The 18,033-nt window shown below is 70.5% G+C and carries 10 protein-coding genes and 1 rRNA gene; 1 reads left to right on the forward strand and 10 read right to left on the reverse strand.

Features of this window, described 5'->3' with window-relative positions:
* The 4 genes from FFS25_RS00005 to FFS25_RS00020 form a co-directional block, all read right to left on the reverse strand.
* Positions 1 to 80 (reverse strand): 16S ribosomal RNA (locus FFS25_RS00005); the annotation flags it as partial.
* A 593-nt stretch (positions 81 to 673) separates the two neighbouring features.
* Positions 674 to 4,597, reverse strand: coding sequence for a 1,4-alpha-glucan branching protein GlgB (glgB, locus tag FFS25_RS00010; RefSeq protein WP_137801463.1), 3,924 nt, complete (start codon positions 4,595 to 4,597; stop codon positions 674 to 676).
* A 47-nt stretch (positions 4,598 to 4,644) separates the two neighbouring features.
* Positions 4,645 to 6,420: a maltose alpha-D-glucosyltransferase gene (gene treS / locus FFS25_RS00015; protein ID WP_006214654.1), complete on the reverse strand. Its 1,776-nt coding sequence runs from the start codon at positions 6,418 to 6,420 to the stop codon at positions 4,645 to 4,647.
* A 96-nt stretch (positions 6,421 to 6,516) separates the two neighbouring features.
* Positions 6,517 to 8,643 (reverse strand): alpha-1,4-glucan--maltose-1-phosphate maltosyltransferase, encoded by a 2,127-nt coding sequence (locus tag FFS25_RS00020; RefSeq protein ID WP_502704717.1) that lies wholly within the window; start codon positions 8,641 to 8,643, stop codon positions 6,517 to 6,519.
* A gap of 160 nt (positions 8,644 to 8,803) precedes the next feature.
* Here FFS25_RS00020 and glgP point away from each other — a divergent pair, with 160 nt between their 5' ends.
* Positions 8,804 to 11,389 carry an alpha-glucan family phosphorylase gene (glgP, locus tag FFS25_RS00025; protein ID WP_137801464.1) on the forward strand — a complete coding sequence of 862 codons (2,586 nt, stop codon included), beginning with the start codon at positions 8,804 to 8,806 and terminating at the stop codon, positions 11,387 to 11,389.
* 52 nt (positions 11,390 to 11,441) lie between these two features.
* Here the strand turns inward: glgP and glgX are convergent, their stop codons facing one another.
* The 6 genes from glgX to FFS25_RS00055 form a co-directional block, all read right to left on the reverse strand.
* Positions 11,442 to 13,676, reverse strand: coding sequence for a glycogen debranching protein GlgX (glgX, locus tag FFS25_RS00030; RefSeq protein ID WP_249933698.1), 2,235 nt, complete (start codon positions 13,674 to 13,676; stop codon positions 11,442 to 11,444).
* Entirely contained in the window at positions 13,657 to 14,655 is a 999-nt protein-coding gene (gene rlmB, locus FFS25_RS00035; RefSeq protein ID WP_137801465.1) for a 23S rRNA (guanosine(2251)-2'-O)-methyltransferase RlmB, read from the reverse strand. The genes glgX and rlmB overlap by 20 nt, the downstream gene beginning before the upstream one ends.
* A 108-nt stretch (positions 14,656 to 14,763) precedes the next feature.
* Positions 14,764 to 16,206: a cysteine--tRNA ligase gene (gene cysS, locus FFS25_RS00040; RefSeq protein WP_137801466.1), complete on the reverse strand. Its 1,443-nt coding sequence runs from the start codon at positions 16,204 to 16,206 to the stop codon at positions 14,764 to 14,766.
* Between the two features lie 10 nt (positions 16,207 to 16,216).
* A complete protein-coding gene (gene ispF, locus FFS25_RS00045) occupies positions 16,217 to 16,729 on the reverse strand; it encodes a 2-C-methyl-D-erythritol 2,4-cyclodiphosphate synthase (RefSeq protein WP_137801625.1) in 513 nt (170 codons plus the stop codon).
* A 2-nt stretch (positions 16,730 to 16,731) separates the two neighbouring features.
* The gene (locus tag FFS25_RS00050) at positions 16,732 to 17,535 is read right to left on the reverse strand and encodes an IspD/TarI family cytidylyltransferase (protein ID WP_058870705.1); all 804 of its coding nucleotides are present in this window, start codon (positions 17,533 to 17,535) and stop codon (positions 16,732 to 16,734) included.
* An 11-nt stretch (positions 17,536 to 17,546) separates the two neighbouring features.
* A complete protein-coding gene (locus FFS25_RS00055; protein ID WP_006214662.1) occupies positions 17,547 to 18,029 on the reverse strand; it encodes a CarD family transcriptional regulator in 483 nt (160 codons plus the stop codon).
* Between the last annotated feature and the right edge of the window lie 4 nt (positions 18,030 to 18,033).

The raw sequence follows: 18,033 nt of genomic DNA on the forward strand, positions 1-18,033 counted from the left end.
CTGGTGCTTCAGCGTTCGACTTGCATGTGTTAAGCACGCCGCCAGCGTTCGTCCTGAGCCAGGATCAAACTCTCCGTTGAAAAACGAAAAACCATACCTGGCTGGAATCAAAAATAATGATCGTCCAGCGCGTCACGGGAACGAGACGCACTGACGCATCAGCTGATCCAACCAAACAAAAATTGCTTGAACTGGTATCAGCAGACAATTTGGCACACTATCGAGTTCTCAAACAACAGACGATCAACCAGCCCGTTTCACCAGGCCCGCGAAGATCAGTTCCTTGCTGGACCGTGCCGCTGCGTCATCCGCAGCCTCAGCACCCGTCCGAAGCACTCCGCTACAGTACCCGTCGCCCTCCCTCAGGTCAACTCGCCGTCTCCGGCGGATGAACTCTCAGAAATCCTGCGACGCGCTGCATGCAGTCCGTGACAGGAGGCCTTCCGGCTGCTCCGTGCCGTCCGGACTGCCGGAGCGACGAAGAAGAACACTACACACGTCCCCCGCTGCGCGCAAACGAGAAGGGGCCCGCCCCCGCGTTGCGTGCGCGAGGACGGGCCCCTCCTCTGCTCAGGCGGCCCCTGCAAGTGGTCCGCCTCCGGTCGGATCCCGGTGACTGCGCACCGGACCGGCCGGCCCGGACCTGAGCCGCTTCACCCGACGACCCGGCGACTCAGACCGACGGACGCAGCCACACCGCACCCAGCGGCGGCAGATCCAGCACTGCATGCGCCGGCTGCGCGTACTGGGGCTCGTCGATCGCCGCGATCGATCCGTTCACCACGCCCGAGCCGCCGAAGCGGGTCTCGTCCGTGTTCAGGACCTCCTCCCACTGCCCGCCGCGAGGCAGCGGCAGATGGAAGCCGTTGTGGGGCATGCCCGCGAAGTTGACCGCGCAGACCAGCGGCTCGCCGGCGGTGTCCCAGCGCACGAACGACATGGTGCAGCCCTGGCTGTCGTTGGCATCCAGCCAGGTGAAGCCCTCCGGCGCGTTGTCCTGCGCCCACAGCGCCGGAGTCTGCTTGTAGATCTCGTTCAGCTCCACGACCAGGCGCTGGATGCCCTGGTGCGGCTCCGTCTCCGCGAGCCACCAGTCCAGTGACTTGTCGTTGTCCCACTCGGCGTCCTGCGCGAACTCGGTGCCCATGAAGATCAGCTGCTTGCCGGGATGCGCCCACATGTACGCGAGGTAGGCCCGGACGTTGGCGAGCTGCTGCCAGCGGTCTCCCGGCATCTTGCGCAGCAGGGAGCCCTTGCCGTAGACGACCTCGTCGTGCGAGATCGGGAGGATGAAGTTCTCGGAGTACGCGTACACCATGGAGAACGTCAGCTTGCCGTGGTGGTAGCTGCGGTTCACAGGGTCCTCGCCCATGTACTCGAGCGAGTCGTGCATCCAGCCCATGTTCCACTTGATGCCGAAGCCCAGGCCGTTGCCGCTGGTGGGACGAGTGACTCCCGGGAATGCCGTGGACTCCTCGGCGATCATCACCGTGCCGGGGCTGCGACGGTAGGCCGTGGCGGTGGCCTCCTGCAGGAACGAGATGGCCTCCAGGTTCTCCCGCCCTCCGAACTGGTTCGGCTCCCACTCGCCGTGCTCGCGGGAGTAGTCCAGGTAGAGCATCGAGGCCACGGCGTCCACGCGCAGGCCGTCGACGTGGAACTCCTCGAGCCAGTACAGGGCGTTGGCCACGAGGAAGTTGCGGACCTCGGTGCGCCCGTAGTCGAAGATCAGGGTGCCCCAGTCCTTGTGCTCGCCGCGGCGGGGATCCGGGTGCTCGTAGAGCGGTGCGCCGTCGAAGCGGGCCAGGGCGAAGTCGTCCTTGGGGAAGTGCCCGGGGACCCAGTCGACGAGCACGCCGATGCCGGCCTGGTGGAGGGCGTCGACGAGGTGCTTGAAGTCATCGGGATCGCCGAAGCGCGACGTGGGGGCGTAGTAGCCCGTGACCTGGTAGCCCCACGAGCCGCCGAACGGGTGCTCGGCCACCGGCATGAACTCCACGTGGGTGAACCCGTGGGCCTTGACGTAGTCGACGAGCTCGGTGGCCAGGTCCCGGTAGCTCAGCCCCTGGCGCCACGAGCCGATGTGGACCTCGTAGACGCTCATGGGACCGCTGTGCGGGTCCGTCTGCGCGCGGCGCTCCATCCACTCGTCGTCGCCGAACGTGTATTCGCTGTCGAGGACGCGGGAGCCGGTCAGCGGCGGCACCTCGCTCCAGCGGGCCATGGGGTCCGCCTTGTCCTTCCACTGCCCGTCCGGGCCCATGATGCGGAACTTGTAGATGGCACCGTGGCCGACGCCCGGGACGAAGAGCTCCCAGACGCCGCTGCCGCCGAGCGAGCGCATGGCGTGCTCGGTGCCGTCCCAGCCGTTGAAGTCGCCGATGACGCGCACGGCTCGGGCATTGGGGGCCCAGACGGCGAAGCTCGTGCCGCGGGTCTCGCCGAAGCTCGAGGGCCAGCTGCGCACACGGGCGCCCAGGACCTTCCAGAGCTCCTCGTGCCGGCCCTCGCCGATCAGATGCAGGTCCATCTCGCCCACGGTCGGAGTGCTGCGGTACGGATCGTCGACCTCGAGGCTGTGGCCGCCGTCCCAGGTCACGCGCAGGCGGTAGTCGGGGATGCCGCCGTCCGAGGCCGCGGGGATGCGACCGGTGAAGATGCCGCCCCACTCGTGGCTGAGCAGGTGCACGGAGCCGTCTCCGGTGATCGCCTCGACCTTCTGGGCGAAGCGCCGCAGGGTGCGGACCACGACGGTGCCGTCGTCCTGCGGATGCGCGCCGAGCACGGAGTGCGGATCGTAGTAGCGGCCCTCGGCGACAGCCGCCAGGACATCCTCGGAGATGGTGTGGGACACGTGGTGCTCGCTTCCGCTGGTCTCGTCCGTCTCCGCCTGCGGTGCTGCGGCGGGGGGCTCCGGGGCGGAGCCTTCCTGCTGGTCGGGGGTCGGCTCCGCGCCGCCCCGGATGGCCTGATCGGCCTGGTACTGCGAGGGTACGCCCGCAGCAGCTGCGCTCGGGCCCGGCACGACGGCCGAGGTCTCGACCGGTGCACCAGAAGCCTCCGACGCGGTGCCCCCCGTCCCCCGGACATCCGAGGGCTTGTCGGCCGTCTCCTGGTCGCCCGGGAGCGCACCGGCCGCGGCACCGGCTGCGGGGTCGACGGCGGCCGAAGACTGGGAGCCGCCGAGCGCGCTGAGCACGGCGCTGAGCGGGACGTCGACCCAGTCGGGGCGATTGCGCGACTCGTAGACGACCTCGTACATGGCCTTGTCCAGCCACAGCGCCTGGAACAGGGGATCACGGCGCTCCACGATCGTGTGGGTCACGGCGGTCCAGCCCTCGAGCAGCGCCTCGGCGGCCGCCTGACCCCACTGCTCGGTGTCGCGGCCGGACTCGCGCTGCCCGAACGCTGCGGCGTAGTCCAGCGAGCGCAGCATCCCCACGACGTCGCGCAGGGGAAGGTCTGCGGCCGAGCGCTCCGAGATCTCGCGCAGCGGCTCGCCCTCGAAATCAAGGATGCGGAAGGCGCCGTCGGGACCGCGCAGCACCTGGCCCAGGTGGTAGTCGCCGTGGATGCGCTGAAGCTCGGGCAGATGCTCGACCTCGCGGGCGCGGGCGATGACCGAGTCCAGCTCCTGCTCCAGCCCGCCCGGACGGTCGCCCATCTGATCGCGGGCCCATTCCAGACGCCCGGACAGCGACTCCAGCAGCGCCTCGCGCCGGGGCCCGAGGGTCTCCTGCGTGCCGAAGGCGGAGGCGAGGTCACGGTGCATGCGCGCCGTGGCACGGCCGAGCTCGCGGGCCTCCGCGGCGAAGGAGCGGCCTTCGGCGGCGGCCTCGACGGCCAGGCGCCAGGCATCCTGGGCGCCGTCGACGAACTCCGCGGCCACGACCGACTGCCCGACGGCCTGGCGCTGACCGTCGTCGTCGCCGGTCTCCGGCCAGGTGATCTCGGCCCAGCCCCAGGTCCGTGCCACCACGGAGCAGCCGAGGTCGGTCAGCTCGCGTCCGACCTCGACGTCCGGGTTCTCCCCCTCGCCGAGGATGCGGAAGAACTTGAGGATCAGCGCGTCCTCGCCGGGCTCGACGGGGCGCAGCACCACCGAGGTGTTCGACTGCTCGCCGGCGATCACCTGCACCTGCTCGGCGGCCTTCACGCCCGAGACCGGGGTCAGCGAGTCGTTGGCCGCCCCCGTCATGGCCGCGCCGCGCCCGCCGATCTGCGAGCCCTTGCGCAGCAGGCCCAGCACGGCGTCCAGGAACTCCGGCTGATCGACGGCCTCCCGGACGTGGCGCGTCCCTGCGGAGGTCTCGAAGGAGCCGATCTGCTGGTCGAAGGCCGAGGCGGAGGTCTCCAGCGGCACCTGGACGATGCGCGTCCCGGACGGGGTGCCCGCCCGCAGGAGGTGGATCGCCAGGCCCTCGTCCTCGGGCGAGGCGCCGGCCGGGGACTCGGACAGCGGGATCACCGCGGCCGTCTCGAGGCTCAGCTGCTCGGGGTCGCCGTCGAAGGGGAACCAGCGCCGCGAGGGCAGCCAGCCGCGCAGCACCTCCTCGAGGCTGCGCGCCGGGTGCGACGACGGGTTCACGGCGGACATGTCAGGTCTCCTGTGCAGGTGGTGCGGGTGAACGGGCGAGGACGAGCTCAGCCGAGGCTGGTGATGATCGGCATGGACTGCGTGGGCGGCTGAACTCCCGAGGCGTCGGGCGCGCTGCGGACCCTCAGCCAGAAGAAGTCCTGGGAGCCCAGCGTCACCCGGTAGGTGCCGTCGTCGTCGACCTTGCCGAACGGCTCGCCGCCGAAGACCTCGCGCAGGCCGCGCCCGGCGAACTCCGGCAGATCGATCGTGCTGGCGGCCGGGGTGTGCGACAGGTTGAAGATGCACACCAGCGTCTCCGCCTGCTCCTCGTGCCGCTCGTCCTGGGGATGGAACTCCCGGACGAAGGCGAAGACCGACTCGTGCCCGGAGTCCACGGAGCGGAACTCGCCCATGCCGAAGGCCGGGTGCTCGCGGCGCACCAGCAGCATGCGGCGCAGCCAGTGCAGCAGCGACGACGACGAGGCCAGCTGCGCCTCGACGTTCGTCTGCGTGTAGTGGTGCACGAGCGACTGGATCACCGGCAGGTACAGCTTGCCCGGATCCGCCTCCGAGAAGCCGGCATTGCGGTCCGGGGTCCACTGCATGGGAGTTCGGGAGGCGTCGCGGTCATCGAGCCAGATGTTGTCGCCCATGCCGATCTCGTCGCCGTAGTACAGGAACGGGCTGCCCGGCAGCGCGAGCAGCAGCGCATGGATCAGCTCGATCTCGGCCCGCGAGTTGTCCAGCAGCGGGGCGAGACGGCGACGGATGCCGACATTGGCGCGCATGCGCGGATCCGGGGCGTACCAGCCGAGCATCGCCTGGCGCTCCTCGGGGGTGACCATCTCGAGCGTGAGCTCGTCGTGGTTGCGCAGGAACGTGCCCCACTGCGTGCCCTCGGGGATCCGCGGGGTGGTCGCCATGGTGTCGATCAGCGGCTGAGCCCGCTGGTCGCGCAGGGCGTAGAAGATCCGCGGCATGATCGGGAAGTGGAAGCACATGTGGCACTCCGGGGCCTCCGCCGAGCCGAAGTACTCGACGACCTCCTCCGGGGGCTGGTTCGCCTCGGCGATGATCACGCGGCCGGGGTACTCGCGGTCGACCATCTCGCGAAGGCCCACCAGGAAGTCATGGGTGCCGGGGAGGTTCTCGCAGTTGGTGCCCTCCTCCTCCACCAGATACGGGATGGCATCGGCCCGGAAGCCGTCGATGCCCATGTCGAGCCAGAAGCGCACCACGTCGTAGACGGCCTCGACGACCTTGGGGTTCTCGAAGTTCAGATCCGGCTGATGCGAGAAGAAGCGGTGCCAGAAGAACTGCCGGCGCACCGGGTCGAAGGTCCAGTTCGACTCCTCGGTGTCCACGAAGATGATCCGCGCCTCGGAGTACAGCTCATCCGTGTCCGACCAGACGTAGAAGTCGCCGTACGGGCCCTCGGGGTCCTCGCGGGAGGCCTGGAACCACTCGTGCTGATCCGAGGTGTGGTTCAGAGGCAGATCCGTGATGACGCGCAGACCGCGGGCGTGGGCCTCGGCGACCAGGCGCTTGAAGTCGGAGACGGTGCCGAACTCGTCGAGCACCGAGTAGTAGTCCGAGATGTCGTAGCCGCCGTCGCGCAGGGGCGATTCGTAGAACGGCGGGATCCAGAGGCAGTCGATGCCGAGCCACTGGAGGTAGTCCAGCCTCTCGATCAGACCCGAGAAGTCTCCCGAGCCATCGCCGTTGGCATCCGAGAAGGCGCGCACGAGGACCTCGTAGAACACTGCCTTGCGGAACCAGTCCGGATCGTGCGAGATCCCCGGGGCGTTGACTCCGAAGCTGGCCGGGTTGATGGCATTCACGTGCGGTGCATCTCCTGCTGCTGGTTTCGTGCTGCGGAACGGGCCGGGCGCCGCGGCGGGCGCCCGGCCCGGGTAGTGCTCGCGGATCGTCCGCGCTCAGCGCCGGCGACGCACGCTGACGATGTGGACGGGCTCGTAGAACGGGTCCAGGCGGACCCACACGCGATCGCCCCAGGACCAGGACTCTCCCGTGAGCAGCTCATCGGCTGCGAAGGTCCCGTCGTCGGCGCGATCCTGCGGGGCCAGGCGCAGGGCCTCCAGGTCGAGCTCGATGTTCGCGGTGCGCACCGAATGCGGATCGGTGTTCGCCACGACGATCAGCGTGTCCTCGTGCTCCCCGTCCGGCCCCTGGACCGTCTTGGTCTTGGAGAAGCACAGGATGGCGTCGTCGTCGGTGGGGTGCAGGGTCAGGTTCTGCAGGTCCCCGAGGGCCGGGTGCTCGTGGCGCAGCTGGTTGAGGCGGCGCACGTAGGGCGCCAGCGAATCGCCGCGGACCTCCGCGTCCTTGAAGTCGCGCGGGCGGTACTCGAACTTCTCGGAGTCGATCGACTCCTCGGCGCCCGGGCGCTGGACGTTCTCGTAGAGCTCGTAGCCGGCGTACATGCCCCACAGGGGCGAGGCCGTGGCCGCGATCGCCGCTCGGATCTTGAACGCCGGGCGCCCGCCCTCCACGAAATAGGACGTGAGGATGTCCGGGGTGTTCACGAAGAAGTTCGGACGGTACTGGGCGGCGGTCTCCCGGGTGACCTCCTCCAGGTACTCCTCGAGCTCCCACTTGGCGTTGCGCCAGGTGAAGTACGAGTACGACTGCTGGAAGCCGGCCTTGGCCAGGCCCTGCATCATGGCCGGGCGAGTGAAGGCCTCGGCCAGGAAGACGACGCCGTCGTCGATCTTCCGGACCCGATCGAGCAGCCACTCCCAGAACCACAGCGGCTTGGTGTGCGGATTGTCCACGCGGAAGATCCGCACGCCGTGGGAGATCCACAGCTGCACGATCCGCAGGACCTCCCGGCACAGCCCCTCGGGGTCGTTGTCGAAGTTGATCGGATAGATGTCCTGGTACTTCTTGGGCGGGTTCTCCGCATACGCGATCGTGCCGTCGGCGCGCGTGGTGAACCACTCCGGGTGCTGCTGGACCCAGGGGTGATCCGGGGAGGCCTGCAGCGCGAGGTCCAGGGCAACCTCGAGACCCAGCTCCCGGGCGCGGGCGACGAAGTCGTCGAAGTCCTCGAAGGTGCCCAGATCAGGATGGATGGCGTCGTGGCCGCCGTCCTCGCTGCCGATCGCCCAGGGCGAGCCCGGATCGTTCGGACCCGCGTGCAGGGTGTTGTTCGGCCCCTTGCGGTGCGCGTGCCCGATCGGGTGGATCGGCGGCATGTAGAGGACGTCGAAGCCCATGTCCGCGACGGCGGGCAGGCGCTCGGCCGCGGTGCGGAAGGTGCCCGAGCGGAAGCCGCCCGTGGTCTCATCGCGCACAGCGCCCTCGGAGCGGGGGAAGAACTCGTACCAGGCGCCGCGACCGGCGGCATCGCGCTCGACGCGCAGCGGCAGGGGCTCGGAGCTGGTCACGAGGCTGCGGATCGGCGAGGCGGCGACGATCTCCAGGACCGAGCGGTCCGCGGCGCGGGCGAATCGCTGGCTGGCGGGGATCGAACGATCCTTCAGCTGCTCGGCGATCTCGCCCAGCAGGCGGCGCTGCGACTCGGGGCGCTCGGCCTCCGAGGCGGCGCGCTCGAAGACGACCACGCCCTCGTCCATCATCAGCTCGACGTCCTGCCCGACGCCGAGCTTGATCTCGGCGGCGTGGCGCCAGGTCTCGTACAGATCGCCCCAGCCCTCGACGGTGAAGCTCCACTCGCCCTCGGCATCGGGGCGGACCCAGCCCTCGTAGCGATCTGTGCCCGGGGCGTTGAGGCTCATGGCGGTGCGCTGGTGCTCCCGGCCCTGCGGGTCACGCAGCACGGCGGTCACGCCGAGGGCGTCGTGGCCCTCGCGGTAGACGGTCGCGGCGATGCGGATGTCCTCGCCGGGCAGGGCGGTGGCGGGACGGCGCCCGCCCAGCACGGACGGGGACACGTTCTCGATGGGAATGCGTCCGTAGACGAGACCGGACAGATCGACGGGCTCGACGGCGGCAGCCGGGGCAGCAGAGGCCCCCGCGGCGGACGGCGCGCTCGAGCTGGGCTCGGGAGCGGAGGCGGAGTCTCGGGGCGGCTTGGGCATGCTCTTGGAGGTCACCCCCACACCGTAGTCAGTCCAGCGGTCCATGGTGAAGCAGGTCATAGTGATTTTCCGGGCGACGGCCCGTATCGCTGCGCAGACAGGGCCGTGGAATCCGAGGGGGCCTCGTCCGGAGCCCTCTGCGGCGCTAGGCTCCAGAGGTGTGAAGGCCATCAGAAGGTTCACCGTCCGGACGTCCCTCCCCGAGTCGATCAGTGCGCTGAGCCGACTGGCCGCCAATCTGCGCTGGTCCTGGCACCGGCCCACCGAGCAGCTCTTCCGGGATCTCGGCCCGGAGGCCTGGGAGGCCTCCGGCGGGGATCCCGTCCAGGTCCTGGGCTCGCTGACCCGCGAGGAGATCCAGCAGATCGCCGAGGACGGCGAGCTTGTCCGGCGCATCGACGCCCTGGGCCGCGACCTCGAGACCTACCTGAGCGAGCCGCTGTGGTACCAGCGCGAGCACGGTCGCGACGGCGCGCGCTCGATCGCCTACTTCTCCGCCGAGTACGGCATCACCTCCGTCCTGCCGCAGTACTCGGGCGGTCTCGGCATCCTGGCCGGCGATCACCTCAAGACCGCCTCCGACATGGGCGTGCCCGTGGTGGGCGTGGGCCTGCTGTACCAGAACGGCTACTTCAACCAGTCGCTGTCGCGCGACGGGTGGCAGCTCGAGGACTACCCCGTCCTGGACCCGCAGGGCCTGCCCCTCACGCTGCTGCGCGAACCCGACGGCTCCCCTGCGAGGATCTGGCTGCCCATGCCTGACGGCGGGCGGCTGGGCGCCCAGATCTGGCGTGCCGACGTGGGGCGCGTCCCGCTGCTGCTGCTCGACTCCCAGATCACCGAGAACGACGACGTCTTCCGCGGCGTCACGGACCGCCTCTACGGCGGCGGGGGCGAGCACCGCCTCCAGCAGGAGCTGCTGCTGGGCATGGGCGGCATTCGCGCGCTGCGCGAGTTCTCACGGCTCACCGGCGCCCCCGACCCGGAGGTCTTCCACTGCAACGAGGGCCACGCGGGCTTCGCCGGAATCGAGCGCATCGCCGAGCTGATGAGCCCCGGCACCGACGGCGGCGCGGGCATGTCCTGGCTCGAGGCCCTCACCGCGGTGCGCGCCTCGACTGTGTTCACCACGCACACCCCGGTACCGGCCGGCATCGACCGCTTCGAGCGCGAGATGATCGAGCGCTTCTTCTCCACCGAGCTGGCCGGGCCCGCCCCTCTCGAGGAGATCCTGGCTCTGGGGCGCGAGGACTACGACGGCGGCGACGGCAGCCGGTTCAACATGGCCGTCATGGGCCTGCGCCTGGCCCAGCGGGCCAACGGCGTGGCCAAGCTGCACGGCGCGGTGTCGCGGCAGATGTTCTCCGGGCTGTGGAACGGCTTCGACACCGACGAGGTCCCCATCTCGTCGGTGACCAACGGCGTGCACGTGCCGACCTGGATCGATCCGCGCATGGAGGCCCTGGCCGTGGACCGGTCGCAGCAGGATCTGCGCGCGCGCTGGCGGGCTGTGGCCGAGGTCTCGGACGAGCAGCTGTGGCACGTGCGCGCCGAGATGCGCTCGGATCTGGTGGCCGATGTCCGTCGTCGCCTGCGCGCGTCGTGGAAGCAGCGCGGCGCCGCTGATGCCGAGCTGAGCTGGACCGACTCGGTGCTCGATCCGGAGGTCCTCACGATCGGCTTCGCCCGACGGGTGCCCACCTACAAGCGCCTGACCCTGATGCTGCGCGATCCGCAGCGTCTCAAGCGCCTGCTGCTGGACCCCGTGCGCCCCGTCCAGCTCGTGATCGCGGGCAAGTCCCACCCTGCCGACGAGATGGGCAAGCGCATGATCCAGGACCTGGTGCGCTTCACCGACGACCCCGAGGTCCGCCACCGCATCGTGTTCCTGCCGAACTACGACATGTCGATGGCGCGCACCCTGTTCCCGGGCTGCGACGTCTGGCTCAACAACCCCCTGCGACCGCTCGAGGCCTGCGGCACCTCCGGGATGAAGGCCGCGATCAACGGCGGGCTCAATCTCTCGGTGCTCGACGGCTGGTGGGACGAGCTCTACGACGGCCAGAACGGCTGGGCGATCCCGACCGCCGACGACCTGGCCTCCGACGATGAGCGGGACAGCATCGAGGCCGCAGCGCTCTACGAGCTGATCGAGAACCACGTGGCGCCCCGGTTCTACAGCGAGATCCACGACGACGGGGCGGACCTCGTCCCCCATCAGTGGCTGGCCATGGTGCGCCACACGCTCACCACCCTGGGGCCCAGCGTCTCGGCCGCTCGCATGGTCGCGGACTACGTCGAGCAGCTCTACCTGCCGGCCGCCCGGGCCGGCCGCGCCGCCTCCGCGGCCGATCACGCCCAGGCCCGCTCCACGGCGGCCTGGGTCGCCCGGGTCCGCCAGGGCTGGGCGGGCGTGCGGATCGAGCATGTGCGCACCGGAGGGCTGCACTCCGAGCCGCAGATCGGCGATGCCATCGAGGTCACCGCCTACGTCCGGCTCGGCGAGCTGAGCCCCGACGACGTCCGCGTCGAGGTCGGCTTCGGCCGGGTCTCGGGCAGCGATCACATCCACGAGCGCAAGCACCAGGATCTGAGTGAGGTCCAGCGCACCGATTCCGGGGACTGGGCCTTCACCGGATCCTTCACGATCGACCGATCGGGTCCGTTCGGCTACACGGTGCGCGTGCTTCCCGACGGGGACGGGCTGGCCACCAGCGCCGAGCTGGGCCTGGTGGCCAGCGCCTGAGACGCTGAGAGCGGCTGAGCACGAGGCGTCCTCGGCTCCGGCGCCGAGGTCTTCAGTCGAGCGACAGCGCGCCCACCGTCATGGCCGGCAGCGCGAGCGCGTCTCCCCCGCGCAGGATGCGCCCGTAGGAGCTGCGCAGCTCGGCGTCGGTCGAGAAGACGAACTCGACGGCGCGCTCAGCTGCCTCCGCCTCTCCCTGCGGCGCATCGGGGCCCTCCGCCTCGGGGTTCGGCGTCTCCAGACGCGCCGCGACCGCGTGGGGGTCGTCCTCGGTGAAGAGGGACTCGGACAGGTGCGGGATCCGGAACTCGATGTCGCGCAAGGTCCCGTTGAGCACCACGAGCCCGGCCACGCCCCCATGGCGGGCGCGCACCAGCATCTGCACGGCGCGGGCTCCCTCCGCTCCCCAGTCCTCGGCCCGCATGAGCCTGCCCTCAGGGGTGAACCACAGGACCCGGATGTCCTCCGGGCGCATCATGTAGTCCTCGGCCTGCAGGGACATGAACCGGCGCCGGACCTGCAGCGCCTCCTTGGTGGCCGCCAGCATGGCCCGCTCTGCGGGAGTGTGCCGCCAGCTCACGTAGCCGATCGGCCCGTCCTGGCAGTACGCGTTGTTGTTGCCGCCCTGGCTGCGCAGCATCTCGTCACCGGCGGTGATCATGGGCACCCCCTGCGAGAGCACCAGCGTGGCCATCAGGTTGCGCGCCGTGCGCGCCCGGGCGCCGCGCACGGCGCCTGAGCGGCTGGGCCCCTCTTCGCCGTGGTTCCACGAGTGGTTGTCGTTCGTGCCGTCACGATTGTCCTCGCGATTGGCCTCGTTGTGCTTGTGGTCGTACGTCGTCAGGTCGTGCAGCGTGAAGCCGTCGTGGGCCGTCACGAAGTTCACCGACGACAGCGGCGTGCGTCCGGAGGCCGCGAAGCGCCCCGGCGAGCCCACGAGCACGTCTGCCATGCGCGAGAGCCCGCCCCCGGGGGCTCCGGCGGACATGGCGCGCTGCTCGGTGAGCCAGAAGTCGCGCACGGTGTCGCGGTAGATGTCGTTCCAGTCGGCCCAGCCGGGAGGGAAGTGCCCCGTCTGCCAGCCGCCCATGCCCACGTCCCAGGGCTCCGAGATCAGCTTGGAGCCGCCGATCGCGGGATCCGCCACGGCGGCGACGAGGAACGGGTGGCGGGCGGTGAAGCTGTGCGAGGAGTCCCGGCCCAGCGCAGGTGCCAGATCGAAGCGGAAGCCGTCGACGTGGCAGACCTCGACCCAGTAGCGCAGGGAGTCCAGCGCCATGCGCACGACCTCGGGGCGGGAGAAGTCCAGCGTATTGCCGCAGCCCGTGACGTCGAGGTAGTTGCCGCTGTCGTCGTGGCGGTACCACTGCCGGTCCCCCAGCCCGCGCCAGCAGTAGGGCTGCTCGCCCATGCCCGCCTCTGCGGTGTGGTTGTAGACGACGTCCAGGATGACCTCGATGCCCGCTGCGTGCAGGTCCTTGACCATCTGCTTGAACTCGTCGATGACCCCCTGCGGTCCGCGCTCCTGCGAGGCGCGGGAGGCATAGGCCCCGTGCGGGGCGAAGAAGGACAGCGTGTTGTAGCCCCAGTGGTTGCTCAGCCCGCTGGCCGTGAGATGAGGCTCGTCCAGATGGGCGTGCACCGGCAGCAGCTCGACGGCGGAGATGCCCAGCGAGCTCAGGTGCTCGATCATCACGGGGTGGGCGAGGCCTGCGTACGTTCCGCGCAGCTCCTCCGGAATGCCCGGGTGGTGGATCGTCAGGCCCTTGACGTGGGCCTCGTAGATCACGGTGTCGCGCCAGGGGATGTCCGGGGCGAGGTCACCGGCCCAGTCGAAGGCGTCGTCGATGATCTCGGAGACGTAGCGGCTGCCGTAGGTGTCCGGCTGGGTGACCCCGCGCTGTCCGGGTGCGCGATGGACCTGCCGCAGCCCCCGACCGTGGGGGTCCAGCAGGATCTGCTCGTCCAGCGGGGTGGAGCCATCGTCGAGCAGCGACGAATCCGCCGCCACGAAGCCGTAGAGGGTCCCCAAGGGCATGGCGGAGCCGCCGCTGACGGCTCCCGGCACCAGGTCGAAGTGGATCCCGCCCTCGATCCGACGCAGCGTGTGGCGGCGCCAGCGGCCACCGGGCACCTGCCAGACCAGATCGAGGCGATCGACCCCGGGCGCCCAGACGGCCACGTTCGTGGCGTTCTCTCCGCCCAGTGCCTGGGAGATCCCGAGCGGACGGGGCCGTGAGCGCGCCGGCCCCGGCGCGGTCGGGCGCCTATGCAGAGTGTGCGGCACGACGGCACGAGGTCTCGTAGAGGGCGATGCCGACGGCCATGGACGCGTTCAGCGACTCCATCTCCGACTGGATCGGAATGGAGACGATCTGATCGCAGTGCTCCGTCATCAGCCGGGAGAGGCCCTTGCCCTCCGAGCCCACGACGATGACCAGGGGCTCCGTGGCCAGGGACAGCCCCGGCAGATCGACCGAGCCGCCGCCGTCGAGCCCGACGACGAAGTACCCGCGGGACTTGGCGTACTCGACCGTGCGGTTGAGGTTGGTGGCCTGGGCCGCGGGGACACGGGCTGCGGCGCCGGCGCTGGTCTTCCAGGCGGTGGCGTTCAGCCCGGTCGAGCGGCGCTCGGGCAGCAGGACGCCGTCGCCGCCGAAGGCCGAGACGCTGCGCATGATCGCACCCAGGTTGCGGGGATCGGTGATGCCGTCCAGGGCGACGAACAGCGGAGCGCGCTCCGCCTCGCGATCGCGCTTCCAGCGCCGCACGGCCTCATCCAGCAGGTCGTCGGCGGCGCGGTACTCGTAGGGCGGCACCTGCAGGGCGATGCCCTGGTGCACGGCGTCCTCGGTCAGGCGGTCGAGCTCGGGGCGGGTGGCCTCCAGCACCGGGATGCCGCGACGGCTGCACAGCGTGAGGATCTCGCGGATGCGGTCATCCGCCTCGATCCGCACCATGATGTAGGCCGCCTTGGCGGGGATCTCTGCGCGCAGGGACTCCAGCACGGAGTTGCGCCCCGTCACGAGGTCCTCGGTCTTGCCCGGTCCGCGGCGGTTGGGACCGCGGCGCTGCCCGCGCTCGCCGGCGCCGGTGGCCGCGCGGTGCTCCGCGGCCTTCTTCTGCTTGTAGGCCTTGTGGTACGGGCGATCCTCCGCGCGCGGGGTGGGGCCCTTGCCCTCGAGCTTCTTGCGGCCGTGGCCGCCGGTGCCCACGGTGGGCCCCTTCTTCTTGGAGCTTCCGCTGCTCCGTCGGGGTGCTGACATGCTGTGCCGCCCATTCATCTCGTGACCGGTCGTGCCGGTCGTGGTCCAGTGCGCAGGCGCTGCGGGCCCAAGGGCCGCGCGCCCGCTTCGGTCTTCGGCCGGGAAGCCTCAGCCCAGCGTCCAGGTGGAGCCGCCGGCTCCGTCGGCCACGACGATCCCGGCCTCCGCCAGGGTGTCGCGCAGCCGGTCGGCCTCGGCCCAGTCCTTCTCGGCGCGAGCCGCGGCACGGCGCTCGAGCAGGTCCTGCACCAGCTGGTCGAGGGCCTCGTGCTCCTGGGCTCCGGCCCCCGCCTCGCCCAGGGACATCAGTCCGCGCAGACCCAGGATCTCGGTCATCCCGGACACGGCGCGAGCGGCCGCGGCCAGCTCCGAGGCCTGCTCGGTACCCGCGTGCAGAGCGGTGTTGCCGGCCCGCACGCGGTCGTGCAGCACGCCCAGCGCTCGGGGGACGTTGAGGTCGTCGTCCATGACGGCGACGAAGTCCGCGGGGATGTCCGCCGGCTCCCAGTCCAGGTCCGCGCCCGTCGCCGAGGCCGCGACCAGGAAGGCCTCGATGCGCTCCACGGCTGCGGCCGCCTCCTCGAGCGAGGTGGGGCGGTAGTCCAGCACCGAGCGGTAGTGGGCCTGCCCGAGCATGTAGCGCACCACCAGGGGGCGGTTCTCGTCGAGCATCTGCTGCGGATCCACGGTGTTGCCCAGGGACTTGGACATCTTCTCGCCCTGGTAGGCCACCAGTCCGTTGTGCAGCCAGAAGTTCGCGAAGCCCCGCCCTGCCGCCGCCGACTGGGCCAGCTCGTTCTCGTGGTGCGGGAAGCGCAGGTCCAGACCGCCGCCGTGGAAGTCGAAGCGATCGCCCAGGTAGCGCCCGGCCATGGCCGAGCACTCCAGGTGCCAGCCGGGGCGGCCGCGGCCCCACGGCGAGTCCCAGGACGCCGTGAGCGGGTCCTGGTCCTTGTGGCCCTTCCACAGCGCGAAGTCCCGGGGATCGCGCTTGCCGCGCGGGTCCGCGTCTGCGGCGTCCTGCATCTCGTCCAGGCGCTGATGGGTCAGCTCCCCGTAGCGGGGCCAGGAGCGGACGTCGAAGTAGACGTCTCCGGAGCCGTCCTGGGCCGGGTAGGCGTGGCCGCGCTCGATCAGCTCGGCGATCAGCTCGTGCATCTGCGGGATGTGCCCGGTGGCGCGCGGCTCGTACGTGGGGCGCTCGATGCCCAGGGCGTCGTAGGCCTGGTGGAAGACGCCCTCGAAGCGATAGGCCAGGGCCCACCAGGGCTCGTTCGGATGCTCTCCGTCGAAGCCCGGCTGCTCGGAGGCGCGGGCCTTCTCCAGGATCTTGTCGTCGATGTCCGTCACGTTGCGCACGGCCGTGACCTTCAGACCGCGGAAGCGCAGCCAGCGGACGAGGATGTCGAAGACCAGCCCAGAGCGCACGTGCCCGATGTGCGGCCCGCTCTGCACTGTGGCGCCGCAGTAGTACAGGCTCGCCTCCCCCGGCACGACAGGTTCGAAGTCGCGGACGGAGGCTGAGGCGGTGTCGTAGAAGCGCAGTGTCACGCCCAGAAGTCTACCGAGGCCCGGCAGACGGCACGACGAGAGCCGTGGCCATGGCAGCGAGCCCCTCGCCACGTCCGGTGAAGCCCAGCCGGTCCGACGTGGTCGCCGCGACCGAGACGGGGCAGCCTGCGGCGCGTCTGAGCGCCTCCTCAGCCTCCTGTCGTCGCGGCGAGAAGCGCGGCCGCTGCCCGATCAGCTGCACGGCCACGTTGCCCGGCTCGAAGCCGGCAGCGCGCACGATCGCCGCGGCCTCCGACAGGATCCGCACACCCGAGGCTCCGGCCATCTCCGGGCGGTCGGTGCCGAAGTTGGAGCCGAGGTCGCCGCACCCGGCGGCGCTGAAGAGGGCGTCGGCCGCGGCGTGGGCCACGACGTCGCCGTCCGAGTGCCCGGACAGGCCCCGCTCGCCCTCCCACAGCAGGCCGGCCAGGTGCAGCGGCACCAATCCGTCCGGGTGCTCGGCGCACTCCTGATCGGAGGCGAAGGCGTGGACGTCCACCGAGATGCCGGTGCGCGGGATCATGGTCACGGGCGCTGTTCCTGCTCTGCGTGCTCTGCCTCCGGCCGGGCCTCGAGGCGCTGCCGGCGCTCGGCGAGCACCGCCTCGGCCAGCAGCAGGTCGAGCGGTCGGGTGATCTTGAACGACTCCTCATGGCCCTGCACGGCGATGACCCGCTCCTGGGACCAGCGCTCGACCAGCGAGGCGTCATCGGTCAGGGAGAGCTCGTCCGCGCCCTCGGCGACGGCCTGCTCGTTGACGCGGCGCAGCAGCCTCCAGTCGAAGCCCTGGGGCGTCTGGATGGCGCGCAGCCGAGTGCGGTCCACCGTGCCCGAGAGCCTGTCCTGGGCGTCGATCCGGCGCATGGTGTCCACGACCGGCAGCACGGGGATGACGGCGCGATGCTCGCGCAGCGCAGCGGCCACGTCCCGGAAGACCTGGGCGGGGGTCAGGCAGCGCGCGGCATCGTGGACGAGCACACTGGCCGGGGCGGGCCCCTGGGCCAGGAGATCGAGGGCGGCGCGCACGCTGGCGGCGCGGGTCTGCGCCCCCGTGACGGGCTGCGCGCCGAGCTCGCGGCACACGGCGCTGAGCTGCTCGTCCCCGGCGGGCACGGTCACGACGATCCGCCCGCCCTCGGCGCATACTCCGGAGTCGAGCACCGCCCGCAGGCTGTGCTCGAGGATGGTGCGCCCGGCGAGCCCCACCAGGGCCTTGGGGATGCCGCGGCCCAGGCGCTGTCCCGAGCCCGCTGCGACGACGACGACGGCGCACCCCGTCCCGGAGGAGGGGTGCGCCGTCGTGGGGGCCGTGCGGCCCGAGGACTCCACGGGCTGAGCCTTCAGCCGGCCAGGATGTCGTCGAGGCGCTTCTCGGCCTCTTCCTCGTCGATGTCCTTGGCCAGGGCCAGCTCGGAGGTGAGGATGTGGCGGGCCTTGGTCAGCATGCGCTTCTCACCGGCGGACAGGCCGCGGTCCTTGTCCCGGCGCCAGAGATCGCGCACGACCTCGGCGACCTTCAGGACGTCGCCCGATGCCAGCTTCTCCACGTTGGCCTTGTAGCGGCGGGACCAGTTGCTGGCCTCCTCCACGTCATCGGCCTGCAGGACGGCGAAGACCTTCTTGAGGCCCTCCTCATCCACGACGTCTCGCACGCCGACCAGGTCGACGTTCTCCGCCGGGACCTCGATCACGAGATCACCCTGGGTGACCTTGAGCTTCAGGTACATCTTCTCCTCGCCCTTGATGGTGCGGGTCTTGATCTCCTCGATCAGTGCCGCGCCATGGTGGGGATAGACGACCGTCTCGCCAACCTCGAAAACCATGTAT

This window comes from Kocuria sp. 2SI (genome assembly GCF_005502825.1).
Lineage (GTDB): Bacteria > Actinomycetota > Actinomycetes > Actinomycetales > Micrococcaceae > Kocuria > Kocuria palustris.